The sequence below is a fragment of the Methylobacterium sp. CCH5-D2 genome, from assembly GCF_001556475.1.
In the GTDB taxonomy this organism is placed as follows: Bacteria; Pseudomonadota; Alphaproteobacteria; order Rhizobiales; family Beijerinckiaceae; genus Methylobacterium; species Methylobacterium hispanicum.
On sequence record NZ_LSIX01001021.1, the window covers coordinates 1 to 14,793 of the forward strand.

16 protein-coding genes are annotated in these 14,793 nt (G+C 71.1%); 10 read left to right on the forward strand and 6 right to left on the reverse strand.

Translation table 11 applies throughout. The features are described from left to right. The first annotated feature begins 362 nt into the window (after nt 1–362). Entirely contained in the window at nt 363–1,157 is a 795-nt protein-coding gene (purC, locus tag AX737_RS37365) for a phosphoribosylaminoimidazolesuccinocarboxamide synthase (protein ID WP_082773195.1), read from the forward strand. Here purC and AX737_RS37360 read toward each other — a convergent pair. The 4 genes from AX737_RS37360 to AX737_RS37345 all read right to left on the reverse strand — a co-directional run bounded on the left by AX737_RS37360 (nt 1,105) and on the right by AX737_RS37345 (nt 6,191). Then, nucleotides 1,105–2,745: a glycosyltransferase family 2 protein gene (locus tag AX737_RS37360; RefSeq protein ID WP_082773194.1), complete on the reverse strand. Its 1,641-nt coding sequence runs from the start codon at nt 2,743–2,745 to the stop codon at nt 1,105–1,107. The genes purC and AX737_RS37360 overlap by 53 nt on opposite strands. A gap of 258 nt (nt 2,746–3,003) precedes the next feature. Beyond that, nucleotides 3,004–5,043 carry a glycosyltransferase family 2 protein gene (locus tag AX737_RS37355; RefSeq protein ID WP_308445287.1) on the reverse strand — a complete coding sequence of 680 codons (2,040 nt, stop codon included), beginning with the start codon at nt 5,041–5,043 and terminating at the stop codon, nt 3,004–3,006. Continuing rightward, nucleotides 5,030–5,701 carry a hypothetical protein gene (locus AX737_RS37350; protein WP_082773193.1) on the reverse strand — a complete coding sequence of 224 codons (672 nt, stop codon included), beginning with the start codon at nt 5,699–5,701 and terminating at the stop codon, nt 5,030–5,032. Before AX737_RS37350 ends, AX737_RS37355 begins: the two co-directional genes overlap by 14 nt. A gap of 16 nt (nt 5,702–5,717) precedes the next feature. Further along, complete coding sequence (locus AX737_RS37345) at nt 5,718–6,191, reverse strand: invasion associated locus B family protein (protein ID WP_238231871.1); 474 nt, start codon at nt 6,189–6,191, stop codon at nt 5,718–5,720. Between the two features lie 238 nt (nt 6,192–6,429). On the opposite strand from AX737_RS37345, the gene AX737_RS37340 reads away from it, so the two are divergent. Next, nucleotides 6,430–6,813, forward strand: a complete 384-nt coding sequence (locus tag AX737_RS37340; RefSeq protein WP_066924638.1) for a hypothetical protein — start codon at nt 6,430–6,432, stop codon at nt 6,811–6,813. Between the two features lie 93 nt (nt 6,814–6,906). Here AX737_RS37340 and AX737_RS37335 read toward each other — a convergent pair whose 3' ends face one another. Next, on the reverse strand, nt 6,907–7,653 hold the full coding sequence (locus AX737_RS37335; RefSeq protein WP_066924636.1) for a SprT family zinc-dependent metalloprotease: 747 nt from the start codon (nt 7,651–7,653) through the stop codon (nt 6,907–6,909). 316 nt (nt 7,654–7,969) lie between these two features. Here AX737_RS37335 and AX737_RS37330 point away from each other — a divergent pair, with 316 nt between their 5' ends. The 3 genes from AX737_RS37330 to AX737_RS37320 are packed head-to-tail and all read left to right on the forward strand — an operon-like array spanning nt 7,970 to nt 10,646. Beyond that, on the forward strand, nt 7,970–8,500 hold the full coding sequence (locus AX737_RS37330; RefSeq protein WP_066924634.1) for a TadE/TadG family type IV pilus assembly protein: 531 nt from the start codon (nt 7,970–7,972) through the stop codon (nt 8,498–8,500). A gap of 6 nt (nt 8,501–8,506) precedes the next feature. Continuing rightward, entirely contained in the window at nt 8,507–9,232 is a 726-nt protein-coding gene (locus AX737_RS37325) for a TadE/TadG family type IV pilus assembly protein (protein ID WP_066924633.1), read from the forward strand. Between the two features lie 7 nt (nt 9,233–9,239). Continuing rightward, nucleotides 9,240–10,646 carry a pilus assembly protein TadG-related protein gene (locus AX737_RS37320; RefSeq protein ID WP_066924632.1) on the forward strand — a complete coding sequence of 469 codons (1,407 nt, stop codon included), beginning with the start codon at nt 9,240–9,242 and terminating at the stop codon, nt 10,644–10,646. Here the strand turns inward: AX737_RS37320 and AX737_RS37315 are convergent. After that, on the reverse strand, nt 10,609–10,866 hold the full coding sequence (locus tag AX737_RS37315) for a hypothetical protein (protein WP_156453864.1): 258 nt from the start codon (nt 10,864–10,866) through the stop codon (nt 10,609–10,611). The two genes, AX737_RS37320 and AX737_RS37315, sit on opposite strands and share 38 nt — an antisense overlap. A gap of 183 nt (nt 10,867–11,049) precedes the next feature. Here AX737_RS37315 and AX737_RS37310 point away from each other — a divergent pair, with 183 nt between their 5' ends. The 5 genes from AX737_RS37310 to purQ all read left to right on the forward strand — a co-directional run bounded on the left by AX737_RS37310 (nt 11,050) and on the right by purQ (nt 14,575). Beyond that, nucleotides 11,050–12,441 (forward strand): ActS/PrrB/RegB family redox-sensitive histidine kinase, encoded by a 1,392-nt coding sequence (locus AX737_RS37310; RefSeq protein WP_066924631.1) that lies wholly within the window; start codon nt 11,050–11,052, stop codon nt 12,439–12,441. A gap of 39 nt (nt 12,442–12,480) precedes the next feature. After that, nucleotides 12,481–13,065 (forward strand): ActR/PrrA/RegA family redox response regulator transcription factor, encoded by a 585-nt coding sequence (locus tag AX737_RS37305; RefSeq protein ID WP_066924630.1) that lies wholly within the window; start codon nt 12,481–12,483, stop codon nt 13,063–13,065. A gap of 192 nt (nt 13,066–13,257) precedes the next feature. Then, the gene (locus AX737_RS37300; RefSeq protein ID WP_066924629.1) at nt 13,258–13,488 is read left to right on the forward strand and encodes a hypothetical protein; all 231 of its coding nucleotides are present in this window, start codon (nt 13,258–13,260) and stop codon (nt 13,486–13,488) included. Nucleotides 13,489–13,655: 167 nt separating this feature from the next. After that, entirely contained in the window at nt 13,656–13,895 is a 240-nt protein-coding gene (gene purS, locus AX737_RS37295) for a phosphoribosylformylglycinamidine synthase subunit PurS (RefSeq protein ID WP_066924628.1), read from the forward strand. Beyond that, nucleotides 13,895–14,575, forward strand: a complete 681-nt coding sequence (gene purQ, locus AX737_RS37290; protein WP_066924627.1) for a phosphoribosylformylglycinamidine synthase subunit PurQ — start codon at nt 13,895–13,897, stop codon at nt 14,573–14,575. The genes purS and purQ overlap by 1 nt, the downstream gene beginning before the upstream one ends. Nucleotides 14,576–14,793 lie beyond the last annotated feature (218 nt).

Below are 14,793 nucleotides of genomic sequence, written 5' to 3' on the forward strand. Positions count from 1 at the left end.
GGATTCCAAAGGTCGAGACCTTTGGCGGGTGCAGGGCAGAGCCCTGCTGTCGGCTCCCTCGCCCTGGCAAAGCCAGGACGAGGGAGCCGATCCCGAGGCTCCGCCCCGGGACCCCGCCCAAGGGCCTCGGCCCTTGGGGATCCCAGGATCCTGGCCGCGGCGATCGGCCTGTGACGGGCCCTCCGGCGGCATCCGCGCAATCCCCACCCGCGGGCTAACGCGTTGTGCCGGAAGCCCGCTTCGGGTAGTTTGGAACCCGGCTTCGGGGGGAAATCGGCATCGCTCTTCTCCCGCAGCCCGACCTTTCGTCCGGTCGCCGCGCCGCGGATTCCGCCGTCATCGCCCCAAGGAGTCACGGCCCCATGGACTTCCTCAAACCACGGTACACGCCTATGAACCGCCGCCGTCGCATCTACGAGGGCAAGGCGAAGGTCCTCTACGAGGGGCCTGAGCCCGGCACGCTCATCCAGCACTTCAAGGACGACGCGACCGCCTTCAACGCGAAGAAGCACGAGATCATCGACGGCAAGGGCGTGCTGAACAACCGGATCTCGGAATTCGTCTTCCAGCACCTCAACGACATCGGCGTGCCGACGCACTTCATCCGCCGGCTCAACATGCGCGAGCAGCTGATCCGCGAGGTCGAGATCATCCCGCTCGAGGTGGTGGTGCGCAACGTCGCGGCGGGCTCGCTGGCGACGCGCCTCGGCCTGGAGGAAGGCACCCAGCTGCCGCGCTCGATCATCGAGTTCTACTACAAGAACGACCAGCTCAACGACCCGATGGTGTCGGAGGAGCACATCACCGCCTTCGGCTGGGCGACGCCGCAGGAGATCGACGACATCATGGCGCTGGCGATCCGCGTCAACGACTTCCTGTCGGGGCTCTTCCTCGGCGTCGGCATCCGCCTCGTCGACTTCAAGATGGAGACCGGCCGCCTCTGGGAAGGCGACATGATGCGCATCGTGGTGGCGGACGAGATCTCGCCGGACTCGTGCCGGCTCTGGGACATCAAGTCCTCGGACAAGCTCGACAAGGACCGCTTCCGCAAGGATCTCGGCGGCTTGATCGAGGCCTACACCGAGGTCGCCAAGCGCCTCGGCATCATGGCCGAGAACGAGAAGGTGCAGATGGGCGGCCCCCGCCTCGTTCAGTAGGGCGGCGCGCCGGGCCGGGCTCGCCCAGAAGGGCGCCCGGTCGCAGGCGGGCATGGGTCGAAAGGTCCGGGTCGAAGCCCGGGTGGTAATGGGGGTCCTGCGCCAGCAGCGGCCCCCATCGCTTCTCAAACGCCCCAATCTCGCGGGCGTGGCGGGCGGCAGCCTCCGGCGTGCGGCGGCGGCTCAGGCCCTCGTAGTGGTGGAGCACTGCCTCCGGCACCATCAGGGTGTGGTAGCCGGCCGCGTTGAGGCGCAGGCAGAGATCGACGTCGTTGAAATCGACCGCGAAGTGCGCGGCGTCGAAGCCGCCGACAGCCGCGAACTTGTCCGCCTCCACCATCAGGCAGGCGGCGGTCACGGCCGAGACCCGGTGCGTCAGGGTGAGGCGCCCGAGATATCCCGGCGCGTTGCCCGGGAAGTGCCGGTGGGCGTGCGTGACGAGGCCGCCCCCGGTCCCGAGCACGATGCCGCCGTGCTGGATCCGGCCGGCGCCGTCGACGAGCTTCGCGCCGACCGCGCCGATCTCCGGGCGCAGCGCGTGGCGAGCCATCCGCGCCAGCCAGGACGTGTCCCCCGCAACCACGTCGTTGTTGACGAAGACGAGGAGCCGGCCGCGGGCGATCCGCGCCGCGGCGTTGTTCATAGCCGCGAAGTCGAAGGCCCCGGGCCAGCGCAGCACGCGGGCACGACCGGCGGCCGACAGGGCGTCCAGATAGGCGCGGGTCCCGGGCTCGCGGCTGTCGTTGTCGAGGACGACGAGGTCGAGGTCGGGCCAGTCGGTCGCCAGCAGGCTCTCGACACAGGGGCGCAGCAGGTCGAGCCTGTCGCGGGTCGGCACGATCAGGCTGGCAGCGGGGTGCGGCTCGGGCAGCGGGTGGACGATCCGGAGAATCCCCTCCCCTGCCGGCTCGATCGCGCTCGCGGCGCGGCCGGTACGGTCGAGATGAGCCCGGACCGCGGCCGCGTGCCCCCTCCCCTCCCCCGCTTCTGCCCGACCCGGCTGGCGAAGCGCGAGGACGCGCGGCAGGTGGGCGATCGCGGCCGGGCCGTAGCGCTCCGCGATCCGGAACAGCGCGTCGGTCGCGCCGGCCCGCGGATCGACCCCGGCCGGACCGAGCGCCGCGCGGCGGAGCGCGAGGACGGGACCGACATAGTCGAGGGCCGCGAGGAAATCAGGATCGAAGACGGGGCGCAGCAGCGGCAGGACCGGGCCGTCGGCGCGGTCTTTCACCAGGGCATCGCCGTAGAGTGCCTGCAGGTCGGGATCCGCGAAGGCCGCGCGGATCGTCCCGGCGGCCCCGGCCACGAGGACGTGGCCGGGCGCGCTCAGCAGCACGATGTCGGGATCCGCGAAGGGCTCCGAAGCTTCCGGGACGGCCGTCAGGATCGCCGGCGGCAGGGCAAGTCGGTGATCGATGCCGACGAGCGCGGCGAACCCCTGCCGCGCCCGCAACCGCCGCCCGGTGATCCGGGCCCAGAGAAGCGCGAGAGTACGGCCCGGATGATGCGCGAGGGCGGCGAGCGTCCCGAGAGGGTGCCGGGGACGAGGCTCGGAGAAGCGGAGGGCTGGATCGGGCGAGGCGGTCATGCCGTCCCCGGACGATGATTTCGGGCGCCGTGAATCCCGTCTCCCCACCTGCGGCAGGACACTCGCCTAGAGGCCTGCCCCTGGTTTCGGCTCGGTGGAGAACCGCACCGTGCCCCCTCTCCCCGCAAGCGGGAAGAGGGGGAGCCGCAGGACCTGAAGCCATCGAAGGGGGCCGGCATCACAGGCCTGTCGGTCTAGGAGACGGGACGGGACGAGCGGCGTCCCGGCCGCCCTGAAGTGGCCCGTGGTGCCTCGCTCTCACTCCAACTCCTCCCCGAAGGTCGTGAGCGTGAGCCGGGGATGGTAATAGGGATCGTGCCGGATCACCGCGCGCCAACGCTCGGCGAAGCGGGCGGCCTCGGCCTCGAAGCGGGCGCGGGCGGGGCCGATCGAGGGGCCGCGGCTCACCGATTCCAGGTGCGCGAGCCGCGCGGCCGGCGTCCAGATGTTGCGCAGGCCCTGCTCGCGCAGGCGCAGGCAGAAATCCACGTCGTTGAAATCGACCGGGAAGGTCTCCGCGTCGAAGCCGCCGACCCGCGCGTAGAGATCGCGCCGGACCGCGAGGCAGGCCGCGGTCACGGCCGCGACCTCGCGGGCCACCCGCATCTGGCCGAGATGTCCCGGAACGTCGCCGGGGCGGCGGCGCAAGATGTGGCCCGCGCGACCGCCGAGCCCGACCACCACGCCTCCATGCTGGAGCCGGCCGTCGCCGTAGAGGAGCTTGGCGCCGACCGCGCCGACCTCGGGACGGCAGGCCTGCCGCACCAGGGCGTCGAGCCAGCCGGGCTCCAGCACGGCGATGTCGTTGTTGAGGAGCACCACGACTGAGCCGGTGGCTGCAGCGACGCCCCGATTGACGAGCCGCGAGAAGTTGAACGGCTCCGGGTCGCTGAGGATCGTCACGCGCCGGTCGGCCCGCAGCGCGCCGTAATGGGCGAGCACGGCCGGATCGGTCGAGCCGTTGTCGACGACGATCAGCTCGATCGCCGGATAGGCGGTCGCGTGCAACACGCCGCGGCAGACCTCCCCGATCAGGTCGGGCCGGTCGCGGGAAGGGATCACGATGCTGGCGAGCGGGGCCGGCTCGGGCAGTGGCCAGACAAGGTCGGCCACGCCGTCGCGCAGCGCGACCGTGGCGGGCGAGCCGGCCGCACGGAGGTAGCGGAGCAGGACCGCACGGCGCGGCGTCCCGTCGGCGAGGCGCGCCTCCGTGCGGGCGAGAACGCGCGGCAGGTGCCGGACATCGCCCGCGCCCGCCGCGACGGCGACGTCGAGGCGGAGCGCGAGGTCGGCCGGATCGCCGAGCGGTGCCCCGAGCGCGTCGCCGAGCCGCGCCGGGGCCGCGAGCCAGGGCCGGCCGAGATAGCCGGCGGCCAGCGCGAAATCGGGGCTCCAGTCGGGCTTCAGCCGGGGTCGCCCGTCCGCGCCGACCTCGTCCGCGTAGACGAGGTTCGCGGGCCCGAGCGCCGCAGCGAGGCTCGCGAGGGCGTCCGACGGCAGGACGTCGCCTGGTTCGAGCAGGCAGAGGGCCGTCGCCGCGCCGACGCTCTCGGCAAGCGGCTGGTCGGCACGCCAGGGCGCGAAGGCCACACGCGGATCGGTGCCGAGCGGAGTCCCGGCGGCGCCGACGACGAGGACCTGCGCCGTCCAGGCGGCGTGGGTCTGCGCCGCGAGGCTGGCGAGCGTGCGGGCGAGCGCCGCCGCCTGCCCCGCCCGGAGCGCGATCAGAACGCGGACCGAGACGGTGGCCGCAGGGACCGGCGCGGCCTCCGCACGGAGCGGGGCCCAGGCCGCGTAGTCGGCGAGCGGGGTGACCGCGCAGGCGCCCCGCAGGGTATCGCGGTAGCGCCGGGCATCGCCGCGGGCGCGCTCATAGAGAGCGGCGACCGCCCGGAACGGACGCCGCCGCAGCGCCTGGAGCAGCAGCCCGGCATCGCTGCGCCGGCCGACGCGGTCGAGGCGGAAGCCAGGCGGGACGGCGAGCCGGATCCCGGCGGTACCCGGCGGGATCAGCCCGAGCCAGTGCGCGCGCGCACCGCCCGGCAGCACGAAGTCCTGTGCCGTGCCGTCGCCTGCCAGCGCGCGCAGGATCGGGCGCTCGGGGCGCGCGGCGGGGTCGCTGCGGTAGCTGAGCACGATCCAGCCGGCGAGGCCGCCGGGCAGGACGAGGCGAAGCTCGAAGGGGCAACCGGGCGGGGCGTCCGCCGCGGGCTCCAGCCGGAAGGGGACGGCACGGCCGGCCCCGCTCAGGCCCGCGACGCCGTCGGCCTGCGCGGGCACGCCCTCACTGGGCGGCACCGCTCTCGCCGCCCTCCTGGGCGGCCGCCGCGGGAGCCTTGCGGCGGGGCTTCGGCTTCAGCGGTCCCTTCGGCGCCCCGGCCTTGCCGATGCCGGCCATGATCTCGTAGTCCTGCACCATCCCGGCCGGGACGACGAGGCCGTCCTCCACCGTCGAGCCGAACCCTTGAGCCTCGCCGGGCGCGACCGTGACGGTCATGCGCTGCTGGCGGGTCGTCACGGTCTTGTCGTCGTGGCGAATCTGGAAGGTGATCGGCACGTCGAAGCGCCCCGGGGCGCCGCCTGGCCCGAGCAGCACCCGCACCTCCGCGCCCACCTTGACCCGCACCGTGCCGTCGGCCTGCGGCGTGCACTCGCGGGCGAGGCGGCCGAGCGTTGCCTGCGAGCGGATGCTGCCGGCTGCGCCCTCCCCGCGGCCGCCGAGCGTCTGCATCGCCGCCCCCCCTTCCGGCACGTCCACGGTCGGGCAGTAGGCCGCCTCGGGCTCGGGCGCGCGGGAGGGCGGCACGGTGGTGCCGCCGTATTTCAGGAGGTTGGAGAAGATGTTGCCCTCCTCCGCCGGAGGGGCGGCCCGGGGTGCACCCTGCGCAAAGGCACCAGGTGCGCCGAGCGCGAGAAGTGCGAGCAGGGAGCCGAGCCGCGCCAACCGTCCGTTCATAGCTCGTCCCGCGATCCTACTTGAGGCTGTCGAAGCCCGCGCCGAACCCCTTCATCGACAGCGGGATGCCGACGCCCTCCTCGGGCGTCTGGAACACGATGAAGGTCGCTTGGCTGCCACCCTTGAACCGGGCGAGCAGGCCGTCGTCCATCACCACCTCGGCGACGCAGCCCGTGGTCAGGCAGCGCACGAAGCCGGCGCGGCCGATATCGGCCTGGTCGATCTTCAGGCCGAGGCCGGAGGGCAGCAGCACGCCGAGCGGGGCCACCACGCGCAGCAGGTAGCCGCGGTTGTCGGCGGTCTTCAGCACGATGACAACGAGGGTGAGGTTCGGGCGGTCCTCGGCGGCGAGGTACTGCACCAGGGCGCACTGCTCGGCCTTGGCACCGGCCGGCGTCTCGCAGCGCAACTGCCAGTCGTCGAAGGTCTTGCGCACCATGCCCTGCGCGCCGGCCGGCGCGGTGGCTGAGAGGCCGGCCAGGGCGGCCAGACCGAGCGCGCCGAGAAGGCGCCTGACAGGACCGAGCCGCACGCGTCGTGGCACCAGCCAACCTCTACCCGGAAGCGTCCCGGGGGACGCGGACAACGGCGAAAGCCGCGCGTTGGGACCATGCGGGACCGCCCCTGTCAAGCGACGGGCGCCGTCCTATTGTTGCCGCAAAGCGCTATCGCGGGCCTCCGGCCACGCTTACAGATGGCTCTTCGCGAAACCGTCCGGGATCGGCCTCATGCGTCCGCTGCGCGCGCGTCTCCTCCTCACCCTTCTGGCGCTCGGCGCATCGCCGGCCGTCGGGGCGTGGGCCCAGGGGCTCCCGATCGGGGAGACCACCTATATCGAGCGCTCGCTCAACCGCGACGGCCCGCTCGTCGTCGAGCACCCGCCGGTCGAGCGGAACCCGTACGGGCGCCGCGGGGGCGATGCGGCCATCGCGGGCTTCTGCCGGGACGGGGGCTTCGTCCGCCGCCGCGACCAGTTCGGCAACCCGACCATCGTGCGCCAGCGCGAGATCTGCGACAGCGTCGCGCCCCGCACCCTGATGCCCGGCGAGGTCGAGCAGCGCCCGACCTGGCCGGCCGAGCGCCCGGCGGCCGTGCTGCGCGCCAAAGGCTGAGGCACTCCGACAAAGGCACTTCGCCTCTTGCACTCGGGCCGAGACACTCGGGCCGAGACACTTGGGTCGTGGCCCGGAACCGATGGACCGGCCTCAGCCGTAGCGGTGCAGGCCGGCTCCGTGGCGCTTCAGCCAGGCCTCGGCCGCATCCACGTTCGGGCAGAGTTCTCCGACGAGCCGCCAGAACCGGTCGGAATGGTTCATCTCGCGCAGATGCGCCATCTCGTGCGCCACGAGGTAGTCGAGCACCAGCGGCGGGGCCAGGATCAGGCGCCACGAGAAGTTCAGCTCGCCCCGCGCCGTGCAGGAGCCCCAGCGGCTGCGTGTGTCGCGGAGCGTGATCCGGGCCGGTCCCTGGCCGAGCCGCTCCGTGTGGTGGGTGATCGAGAGCTTCAGGTCGCGCAAGGCCTCCGCCTGCAAGAACTCGCGCGCGCGCCGCGCGACGTGCGCCTCGCCGCAGGAGACCGAGAGGACGGGCCCGTCCGGGCCGGCCTCGATGCGTGTCGCGCCGCTGCGCCCCTCCCTCCGGACGATCGCGTGCATCACGCCCCGCAGCGGAAACAGGGCGCCCTCCGCGAAAGCCACCCGCTCCGGCAGCTTGGCGAGCCGCGCGGCGATCCAGCCGCCGTGGCCGGCAGCAAAGCGCTGGGCTGTGGCCAGGGCCGTGCGGGGCGGTACCGTCATCACCACCTCGCCGGTCGCCGCCGAGACGCGAAGCGTCAGCCGCCGCGCGCTGTCGCGGCGGCGCAGGAGAATCCGGAAGGTCGCGCCTTCGTGATCGATCGCGATGTGGTCCGGGTCGGGGGCCGACGCGGACCGCCGCAGTAGGGCGAGAAGCATGGCCGCACTGTAATCCGCCTGCGCGCGCTTGGCACGGGCCGCGCGGGCCCGGCCTTGCCAAGCGCTCTGGATAACCGTTCGGCCCGGACACGCGGCGAAGTTCGGCGATCGGATACAGGAGATCTTAACGGGTCGGTGGGATGACGACTGTGTCGGATCCTGGGTTGTCTCCGACGTCTGTTTACCACCCACGGCTTGCAATACCGGCGAAGATTATCCCGTGTGCTCGATGCTCCCTCCGATGGTTTCGGCCCGCGCATGCAGGCGCCCGGCCCTCGGCCGGGCGCTGCCGACGTTCGGGGCTTGCCGATCCGGGGTGACGGCGATCGAGTTCGCCATCGCCGGCCCGATCCTGATCATCGCGATGCTGGAGATCCTGCAGGGCGGGCTGTTCCTGTACAGTTCGGCCGCCGTGGAGCGGGCCACGGTCGCAGCCGCCCGGGCCATTCAGGTCGGCAGCCTCGACGCGAACAAGGCGGGGACGGCCGCCAGCTTCCGCGAGAAGGTCCTCTGCCCCGCGCTGATGCCGGGCATGCCCTGCGGCAACGTCGTCACCAATCTCCAGAGGGCCGACATGGACGGCTCCGGCTACGGCGCCTTCGTGAAGCCGGACCTGAGCGGCCTCGTCGCCGTCTCGATGAACAACAGCCAGACAAGCTACTGTCCTGCTGCGGCCGGGGCCTATCAATACCTGCAGGTCTTCTACGCGATACCGCTGTTCAGCCCGATCTGGCGGAGCACGGTCGGCCAAAGCTGGAACGGCCAGACCGTGGCCTTCGTGCGCGCCGCGGCGGCATTCCGCAACGAGCCCTACACGGGCGGCAGCTTCGTCGGCACGGGTTGCTGAGCCGTGATGACCGCGCGCCTCCTCGCCCCACGCCGCACCGGCCCCGGACACCTCCGACCCGTCCTTCGCGCCTGGCGGGCCGACCGGCACGGCGTCGCGGGACTCGAGATCGCCTTCATCCTGCCGATCCTGCTCGTCCTGGCGCTCGTGGCCTTCGATCTCGCCCGCTACACGATCTACGTGCGCAAGGCCCATCTCGCCGCCGCCACGATGGCCGACCTCCTCGCGCGCGCAGATCCGGACCCGGCGCTCGGCAACAGCACCGGCCGGCTCACCTGGGCCAACCTCGACTCGGTGTTCCGGACGCAGCTCGTCGTCTTCCCCGAACTCATGAAGGAAGCGCAGATCCGCAACGAGTGGGTCTGGAGCACGGTGCGGGCATCCCTGTCCGGGATCCAGTTCAAAACTCAGTCGGGCTGCCAGAGCAACTGCACCTACACGGCCTACGTGGCCTGGACCGCGGGCCAGGGCCGCCCCTGCGCGACGCCCCTGACCGGGGCCGCGACGGCGGCGCAGCCGAGTCCCTCGACGCTCCCTTCGGACATCTTCGGGCCCGGCTTCCTGGTGGTGGCCGACCTGGTGTTCGAGTACCGGCCGCTATTCCTGCGTTCGGTCGTCGGTACCGTGACGGTCCGACGCTCCTTCTACGCCCCTCCCCGCTACGTCTCCTCCATCGTCTACGACCCGACCGCGAGCGCCGGCAACGCCTGGGTCTGCGTCGTTCCTGCCTGAGGTCACGATGTCGTCTGCGCCCAATCACCAGGGCCGCCTCGCGCGGGCCCTCACCCGCCTCGGTCGAGGGATCGCGCATCCCCTCGGCCGCCGCTACGCCGGGGACCGGCGCGGGAACGTCCTCATCATCTTCGGACTGAGCGCGCTGCCCCTGATCGGCAGCCTCGGGGCCGGCGTCGAGTACCTGCGCAAGGTGAACTACCGCGCCCGCCTGGACGACGCCGCCGACGCGGCGGCTATGGCGGCGATCACCACGGCGCGCGACTACATCTCGACCAACCCGAACAACCAGGCGGACCCGACCGCGGACGCGATCACCCGCGGCAAGGCGCGCGCGGAGGCGGTGTTCCGCGCCAACGCGGCCTCGACGCTCGGCGCCCTCTCGGTGACACCGACGATCAATCTCGCGCGCAGCGGGCAGGACCTGACCGCATCGGCAGGGTATTCGACCACCTTCCCCTCGCCCTTCGGGCGCCTGCTCGGCAACGTTGCCGCCTCCAGCCTCAACGTGGTCGGAACATCCACCGCCAACCTGTCGCTGCCGATCTACGCCGACTTCTACCTGCTGCTCGACACCTCCGGCTCGATGGGTCTGCCGACGAGCGCGGCGCAGCAGGTCTCCTTCGCCAAGCTGAACCCCGACATGGCGGATTCCAAGGGCAACAACTGCGCCTTCGCCTGCCACTTCCCGAGCTTCAAGGGCTACGACCTCTCGAAGGCCAACAACATTGAACTGCGCATCGCGACGGTCGGCAAGGCGGTCTCGCAGCTCATCGACACGGCCAAGTCGAAGGCGACCCTCGACAAGCAGTACAGGATCGGCCTCTTCCCGTTCGTCAGCTACATGGAGACCGCGGCCGACCTGACCCAATCGCTGGACAGCTTGAAACCCTACGCCAACAGTCTCGAATCCTACATGGACGTCGGCGATTCGACCCAGTTGCGGGGGAGTGGCGGCACGCATTTCGACAACGTGATGCCCGACATGAATAAGAAGATCACCCGCATCGGCGACGGGTCCACCTCGGCCAAGGCGAAGCCGTTCGTCTTCCTCGTCACCGACGGCATGGCAAACACGCAGTACTATTACGGTACCGCAGCGAAATACGATGTAAAGAAATGGACAGGCTCGTACTCGAACCTGATCGATCCCAGCCTGTGCACGCCGCTGAAAAATCGCGGCATCACGATCTCGATCCTCTACATCCCCTATTTGCCGATGGCGCAGCCGTTCAACGACAACGTCGGATATGAGAACATCCGGGTGAACAGCCTCATCCCGAATGTCCCGAGCGCGCTTCAATCCTGCGCCTCACCGGGCTTCTTCCGGACCGCCAGCGACGCCACGCAGATCACGACGGCGCTGAACGCCATGTTCAGCGACGCGGTCGCCGCTGCGCGCCTGACCCAGTAGGCAGTTCACGCGACCCGGCGTCGAGGCCGATGCGCGGTTTGCCGTCGCGGCGGGTCACGCGCTCGAACATCTCGCAACCTGCTGCAATCGAGCGGGCATGGGGCGCGTAGGCTGCCGGGTTCGTCGGGTTCCGCACAGCGTGGCGGGTGAGATCGGCGGCGATGCGCGCCGACGCGATCAGCGCGCGGCCGCCCTCGTACCGAGAACAGGCCAGATCCATCGGCTCCCCCCGGGCGTGACGATGGTCCCAGGCCAACACATCGAAGCCTCCCCCGGACTGGCGAAACCCGGGGCGGCCCAACCCCGTTCCCCTGCCGAGAGGTGGTAGACGCTCGGTCCGACGTTACTTCGACCTTTTCCGGACCTCGTCCGGACCTGTTCCCGTGCGCCGCGACGACCCGAGATGCCCGACAGCGATCCGTCCCGTCTCCTGCGCGACGCGCGCCACCTGCGCCTCGACACCTTCGTGCGCCTGCGCTGGCTCGCCATCGCCGGCCAGAGCGCGGCGGTGGTGGGGGCTCAGTTCGGGCTCGGCCTGTCGCTGCCCTTCGGCTGGTGCTTCCTGGCGATCGCCGCCTCATCCTGGCTCAATCTCGGCCTGCGCATCCGCTTCCCGGCGAGCTACCGGCTCAACGACGACGCGGCGGCTCTGCTGCTCGCCTTCGACATCGTCCAGCTCGCCGTTCTGCTTTTCCTTACCGGGGGCCTACAGAACCCGTTCTCGCTGCTGTTCCTCGCACCCGTCCTGATCTCGGCGACCGCGCTCCCGCCGGAGCGGACCCTGGCGCTGGGCCTCCTCGCGGTCGGGCTCGCGACGCTGCTCGCCCTCGTGCACCGGCCGCTGCCCTGGTTCGCGGACGGGCGGATCGAGCTGCCCTTCCTGTACGTCTCGGGGGTCTGGACCGCGATCCTGCTCGGCACCGCCTTCACGGGGGTCTACGCGTGGCGGGTCTCGGAGGAGACGCGCCAGCTCGCGCAGGCGCTCGCCGCGACCGAATTGGTGCTCGCCCGCGAGCAGCACCTCTCGCAGCTCGACGGGCTGGCGGCGGCCGCCGCGCACGAGCTCGGCACGCCGCTCGGCACCATCATGGTGGTGACGAAGGAGTTGGTGCGCCAGCTCGGGCCCGCGGCGACGCCCGCCGTGCGCGAGGACCTCGACCTGCTGCGCGAGCAGGTCGATCGCTGCCGCGGCATCCTCGGCAAGCTCACCTCGCTCGGAGCCGACGGGGACGGCGGCAGCTTCCTCGAGACGGTGACGCTCGCCCAGGTCGTCGAGGAACTCGCCGCCCCGCAGCGGGCGCTCGGCGTCGTGCTCGACGTGACGAGCCGGGGCGAGGGACCGGAGCCCACCTGCCGGCGCAATCCCGGCGTGATGTACGGGCTCGCCAACATCCTCGACAACGCGATCGACTTCTCGGAGACGCGGGTGACGCTGGAGGCGCGCTGGACGCTCGAGAGGGTCTCGCTGGAGATCCGGGACGACGGGCCGGGCTTCTCCTCCGAGGTGCTGCTGCGGGCGGGCGAGCCCTACGTCACCACCCGCAGCCCGGAGCGACGGGACGACGGCGCCTGGAACCGCGGCGGGCTCGGGCTCGGGTTGTTCATCGCCAAGACCCTGATCGAGCGCTCGGGCGCGCAGATCACCCTCTCGAACGCGGCCGGGCCGGGCAACCACGGCGCGGTGGTGCGGATCTCCTGGGCGCGTCACATCTTCGAGCGCGGCGCCGCGCCGCGACTTTCCCCCGAACTTACCCGCTCCTCCCCCCTCCCGACAGGTGATGCCGCACCTATATAAAGCGCTATCAGAACAGCGAATTCGAAAGGAAGCGTCCCCATGCTGACGCAGAGCGGAACCGCGACCCCCGGGCCCGAGGCCGACCCGTTGGCTGCCTTCACCGACCGCAGCCTCCTGATCGTGGACGATGACAAGCCCTTCTCGACCCGCCTCGCCCGCGCGATGGAGAGCCGGGGCTACGAGGTGCAGGTGGCCGAGAGCGTGGCCGAGGGCGTCTCCGCCGTGGAGAGCCGCGCGCCGGCCTTCGCGGTGATCGACATGCGCCTCGGCGACGGCAACGGGCTCGACGTGATCGCACGGCTGAAGGAGCAGCGCCCCGAGGCACGGGGCGTGATCCTCACCGGCTACGGCAACATCGCGACCGCGGTGAACGCGGTGAAGCTCGGTGCCTTCGACTACCTTGCCAAGCCCGCCGACGCCGACGAGATCCACGGCACGCTGATGGCCCAGCCCGGCGAGCGCGCGGACCCGCCGGAGAACCCGATGTCCGCCGACCGGGTCCGCTGGGAGCACATCCAGCGCGTCTACGAGCTCTGCGGGCGCAATGTCAGCGAGACGGCGCGACGCCTCAACATGCATCGCCGCACGCTCCAGCGCATCTTGGCGAAACGCGCCCCGCGCTGAACCGGCCAAGCGCACCTCGCGCAGAATTGGCCCGACGCAGCGGAGGCCCGGCCTCGGACGCATTGGAGCCGGGCCTCCGTCGCAAACGAGGACCACGCGCGGAGGCGGTTGCGCAGCCCGCGCGAAACACGCTACCTGCCGCGGCACGAAGCCGGTTGACTCGAACCGGAGACCGCCGGAAGGGCCTGCCCCGTGAACACCCGCAACCTGATCACGATCGTCAGCATGATGGTGCTGGTCGGGACGGAGGTCTTCGCCGTGGCCATCGCGGCGGGCTGGGCGCTGGCGGGCCTGCTCGACCTCGGCGACCGGGTCGGGCACGTGCTCATGGTCCTGTTCAGTCTGGTGGCGGTGTGGGTGATGGTGCAGCTCTGGCGCCGCGCCACCAGCATCGAGCCCCTGCGCGGACCGGCCGCCCGCTGAGCCCGGAGACCTCACCCCTTCGCCGACGAGCAGGAATGCCCGGTATTCCGGGGATACTCGATCGAGCAATCGACAGCCCCTCACCGGTTCGGCTAAATCGTCGCGGACCTCAGCCACAGACGACGCCGAGCGGCCGGTAGGCAAAGCCCGCGGATGAGCACCCCATCATGAAAGCCCGCATCATCGTCACCCTGAAGACAGGCGTGCTGGATCCTCAGGGTAAGGCGATCGAATCCGCTCTGAAGTCCTTCGGCATCGACTCGGTCGATGGCGTCCGGCAGGGCAAGGTCTTCGACCTCGAGGTGAACGCGACGGACCGCGCGGGCGCCGAGGCGACCCTGAAGGCGGCCTGCGAGAAGCTCCTCGCGAACACGGTCGTCGAGAACTACGCCATCGAGCTCGGCTGATGCGCGCGGCGATCGTCACCTTTCCGGGGTCCAACCGCGACGGCGACGTCGCGCGGGCGCTGCGGCTCGCCGGTGCCGAGGTGGAGCACGTCTGGCACGCCGATACGGCGCTGCCCGGCGGCACCGACCTCGCGGTGCTGCCCGGCGGCTTCTCCTACGGCGACTACCTGCGCTGCGGGGCCATCGCGGGCCGCGCGCCGGCCATGGACGCGGTGCGGGCCCACGCGGCCCGCGGCGGTCTCGTGCTCGGCATCTGCAACGGCTTCCAGATCCTGTGCGAGTCGGGCCTCCTGCCCGGCGTGCTGATGCGCAACGTCAACCGCCGCTTCATCTGCCACCGTCAGACCTTGCGGGTCGAGCGGGCGGACACGCGCTTCACCAGCGCCTACGAGGCCGGCCAGGTGATCGACGTCTGCGTGGCGCACGGTGAGGGCAACTACTTCGCCGACCCCGAGACGCTGGCCCGGATCGAGGGCGAGGGCCGCGTGGCCTTCCGCTACTGCGACGCGACCGGCGCGCTGACGGTCGATGCCAACCGCAACGGCTCGATCAACGCGATCGCCGGCATCTACTCGGAGCAGCGCAACGTGCTCGGCCTGATGCCCCACCCGGAGAACTTCGTGGAGGGTCTCGTGGGCGGCACCGACGGGCGCGGGTTGTTCCAGAGCCTCGCGGCCTGACTTTTCGCGCGCATCCTTAACCACGCGTTAGGGTTTCGGAGTCATCAATCGCGTAGTCCAGATGGTCTGGATGTCGAGTGGATCTTTCATCCGCTCTGTTTGATGCCTCCCTGACGACTCATCCAAGCCGCTCCTTACGGGGCGGCTTTTTTCTTTGGATTCCGCCGCGCGATCCCCCTCCCGTACGGCGGGAAAAAGCGACGCGCACATGGAAAAAC

Bases quoted from the DNA above. Each gene is read 5' to 3' on its own strand.
- AX737_RS37305 (WP_066924630.1), top strand. From the start codon at position 12,481: ATGCTGACGCAGAGCGGAACCGCGACCCCCGGGCCCGAGGCCGACCCG.
- AX737_RS37325 (WP_066924633.1), top strand. From the start codon at position 8,507: ATGACCGCGCGCCTCCTCGCCCCACGCCGCACCGGCCCCGGACACCTC.
- AX737_RS37350 (WP_082773193.1), bottom strand. From the start codon at position 5,701: ATGAACGGACGGTTGGCGCGGCTCGGCTCCCTGCTCGCACTTCTCGCG.
- AX737_RS37340 (WP_066924638.1), top strand. From the start codon at position 6,430: ATGCGTCCGCTGCGCGCGCGTCTCCTCCTCACCCTTCTGGCGCTCGGC.
- purS (WP_066924628.1), top strand. From the start codon at position 13,656: ATGAAAGCCCGCATCATCGTCACCCTGAAGACAGGCGTGCTGGATCCT.
- purC (WP_082773195.1), top strand. From the start codon at position 363: ATGGACTTCCTCAAACCACGGTACACGCCTATGAACCGCCGCCGTCGC.
- AX737_RS37315 (WP_156453864.1), bottom strand. From the start codon at position 10,866: ATGGATCTGGCCTGTTCTCGGTACGAGGGCGGCCGCGCGCTGATCGCG.
- AX737_RS37320 (WP_066924632.1), top strand. From the start codon at position 9,240: ATGTCGTCTGCGCCCAATCACCAGGGCCGCCTCGCGCGGGCCCTCACC.
- AX737_RS37310 (WP_066924631.1), top strand. From the start codon at position 11,050: ATGCCCGACAGCGATCCGTCCCGTCTCCTGCGCGACGCGCGCCACCTG.
- AX737_RS37335 (WP_066924636.1), bottom strand. From the start codon at position 7,653: ATGCTTCTCGCCCTACTGCGGCGGTCCGCGTCGGCCCCCGACCCGGAC.
- purQ (WP_066924627.1), top strand. From the start codon at position 13,895: ATGCGCGCGGCGATCGTCACCTTTCCGGGGTCCAACCGCGACGGCGAC.
- AX737_RS37360 (WP_082773194.1), bottom strand. From the start codon at position 2,745: ATGACCGCCTCGCCCGATCCAGCCCTCCGCTTCTCCGAGCCTCGTCCC.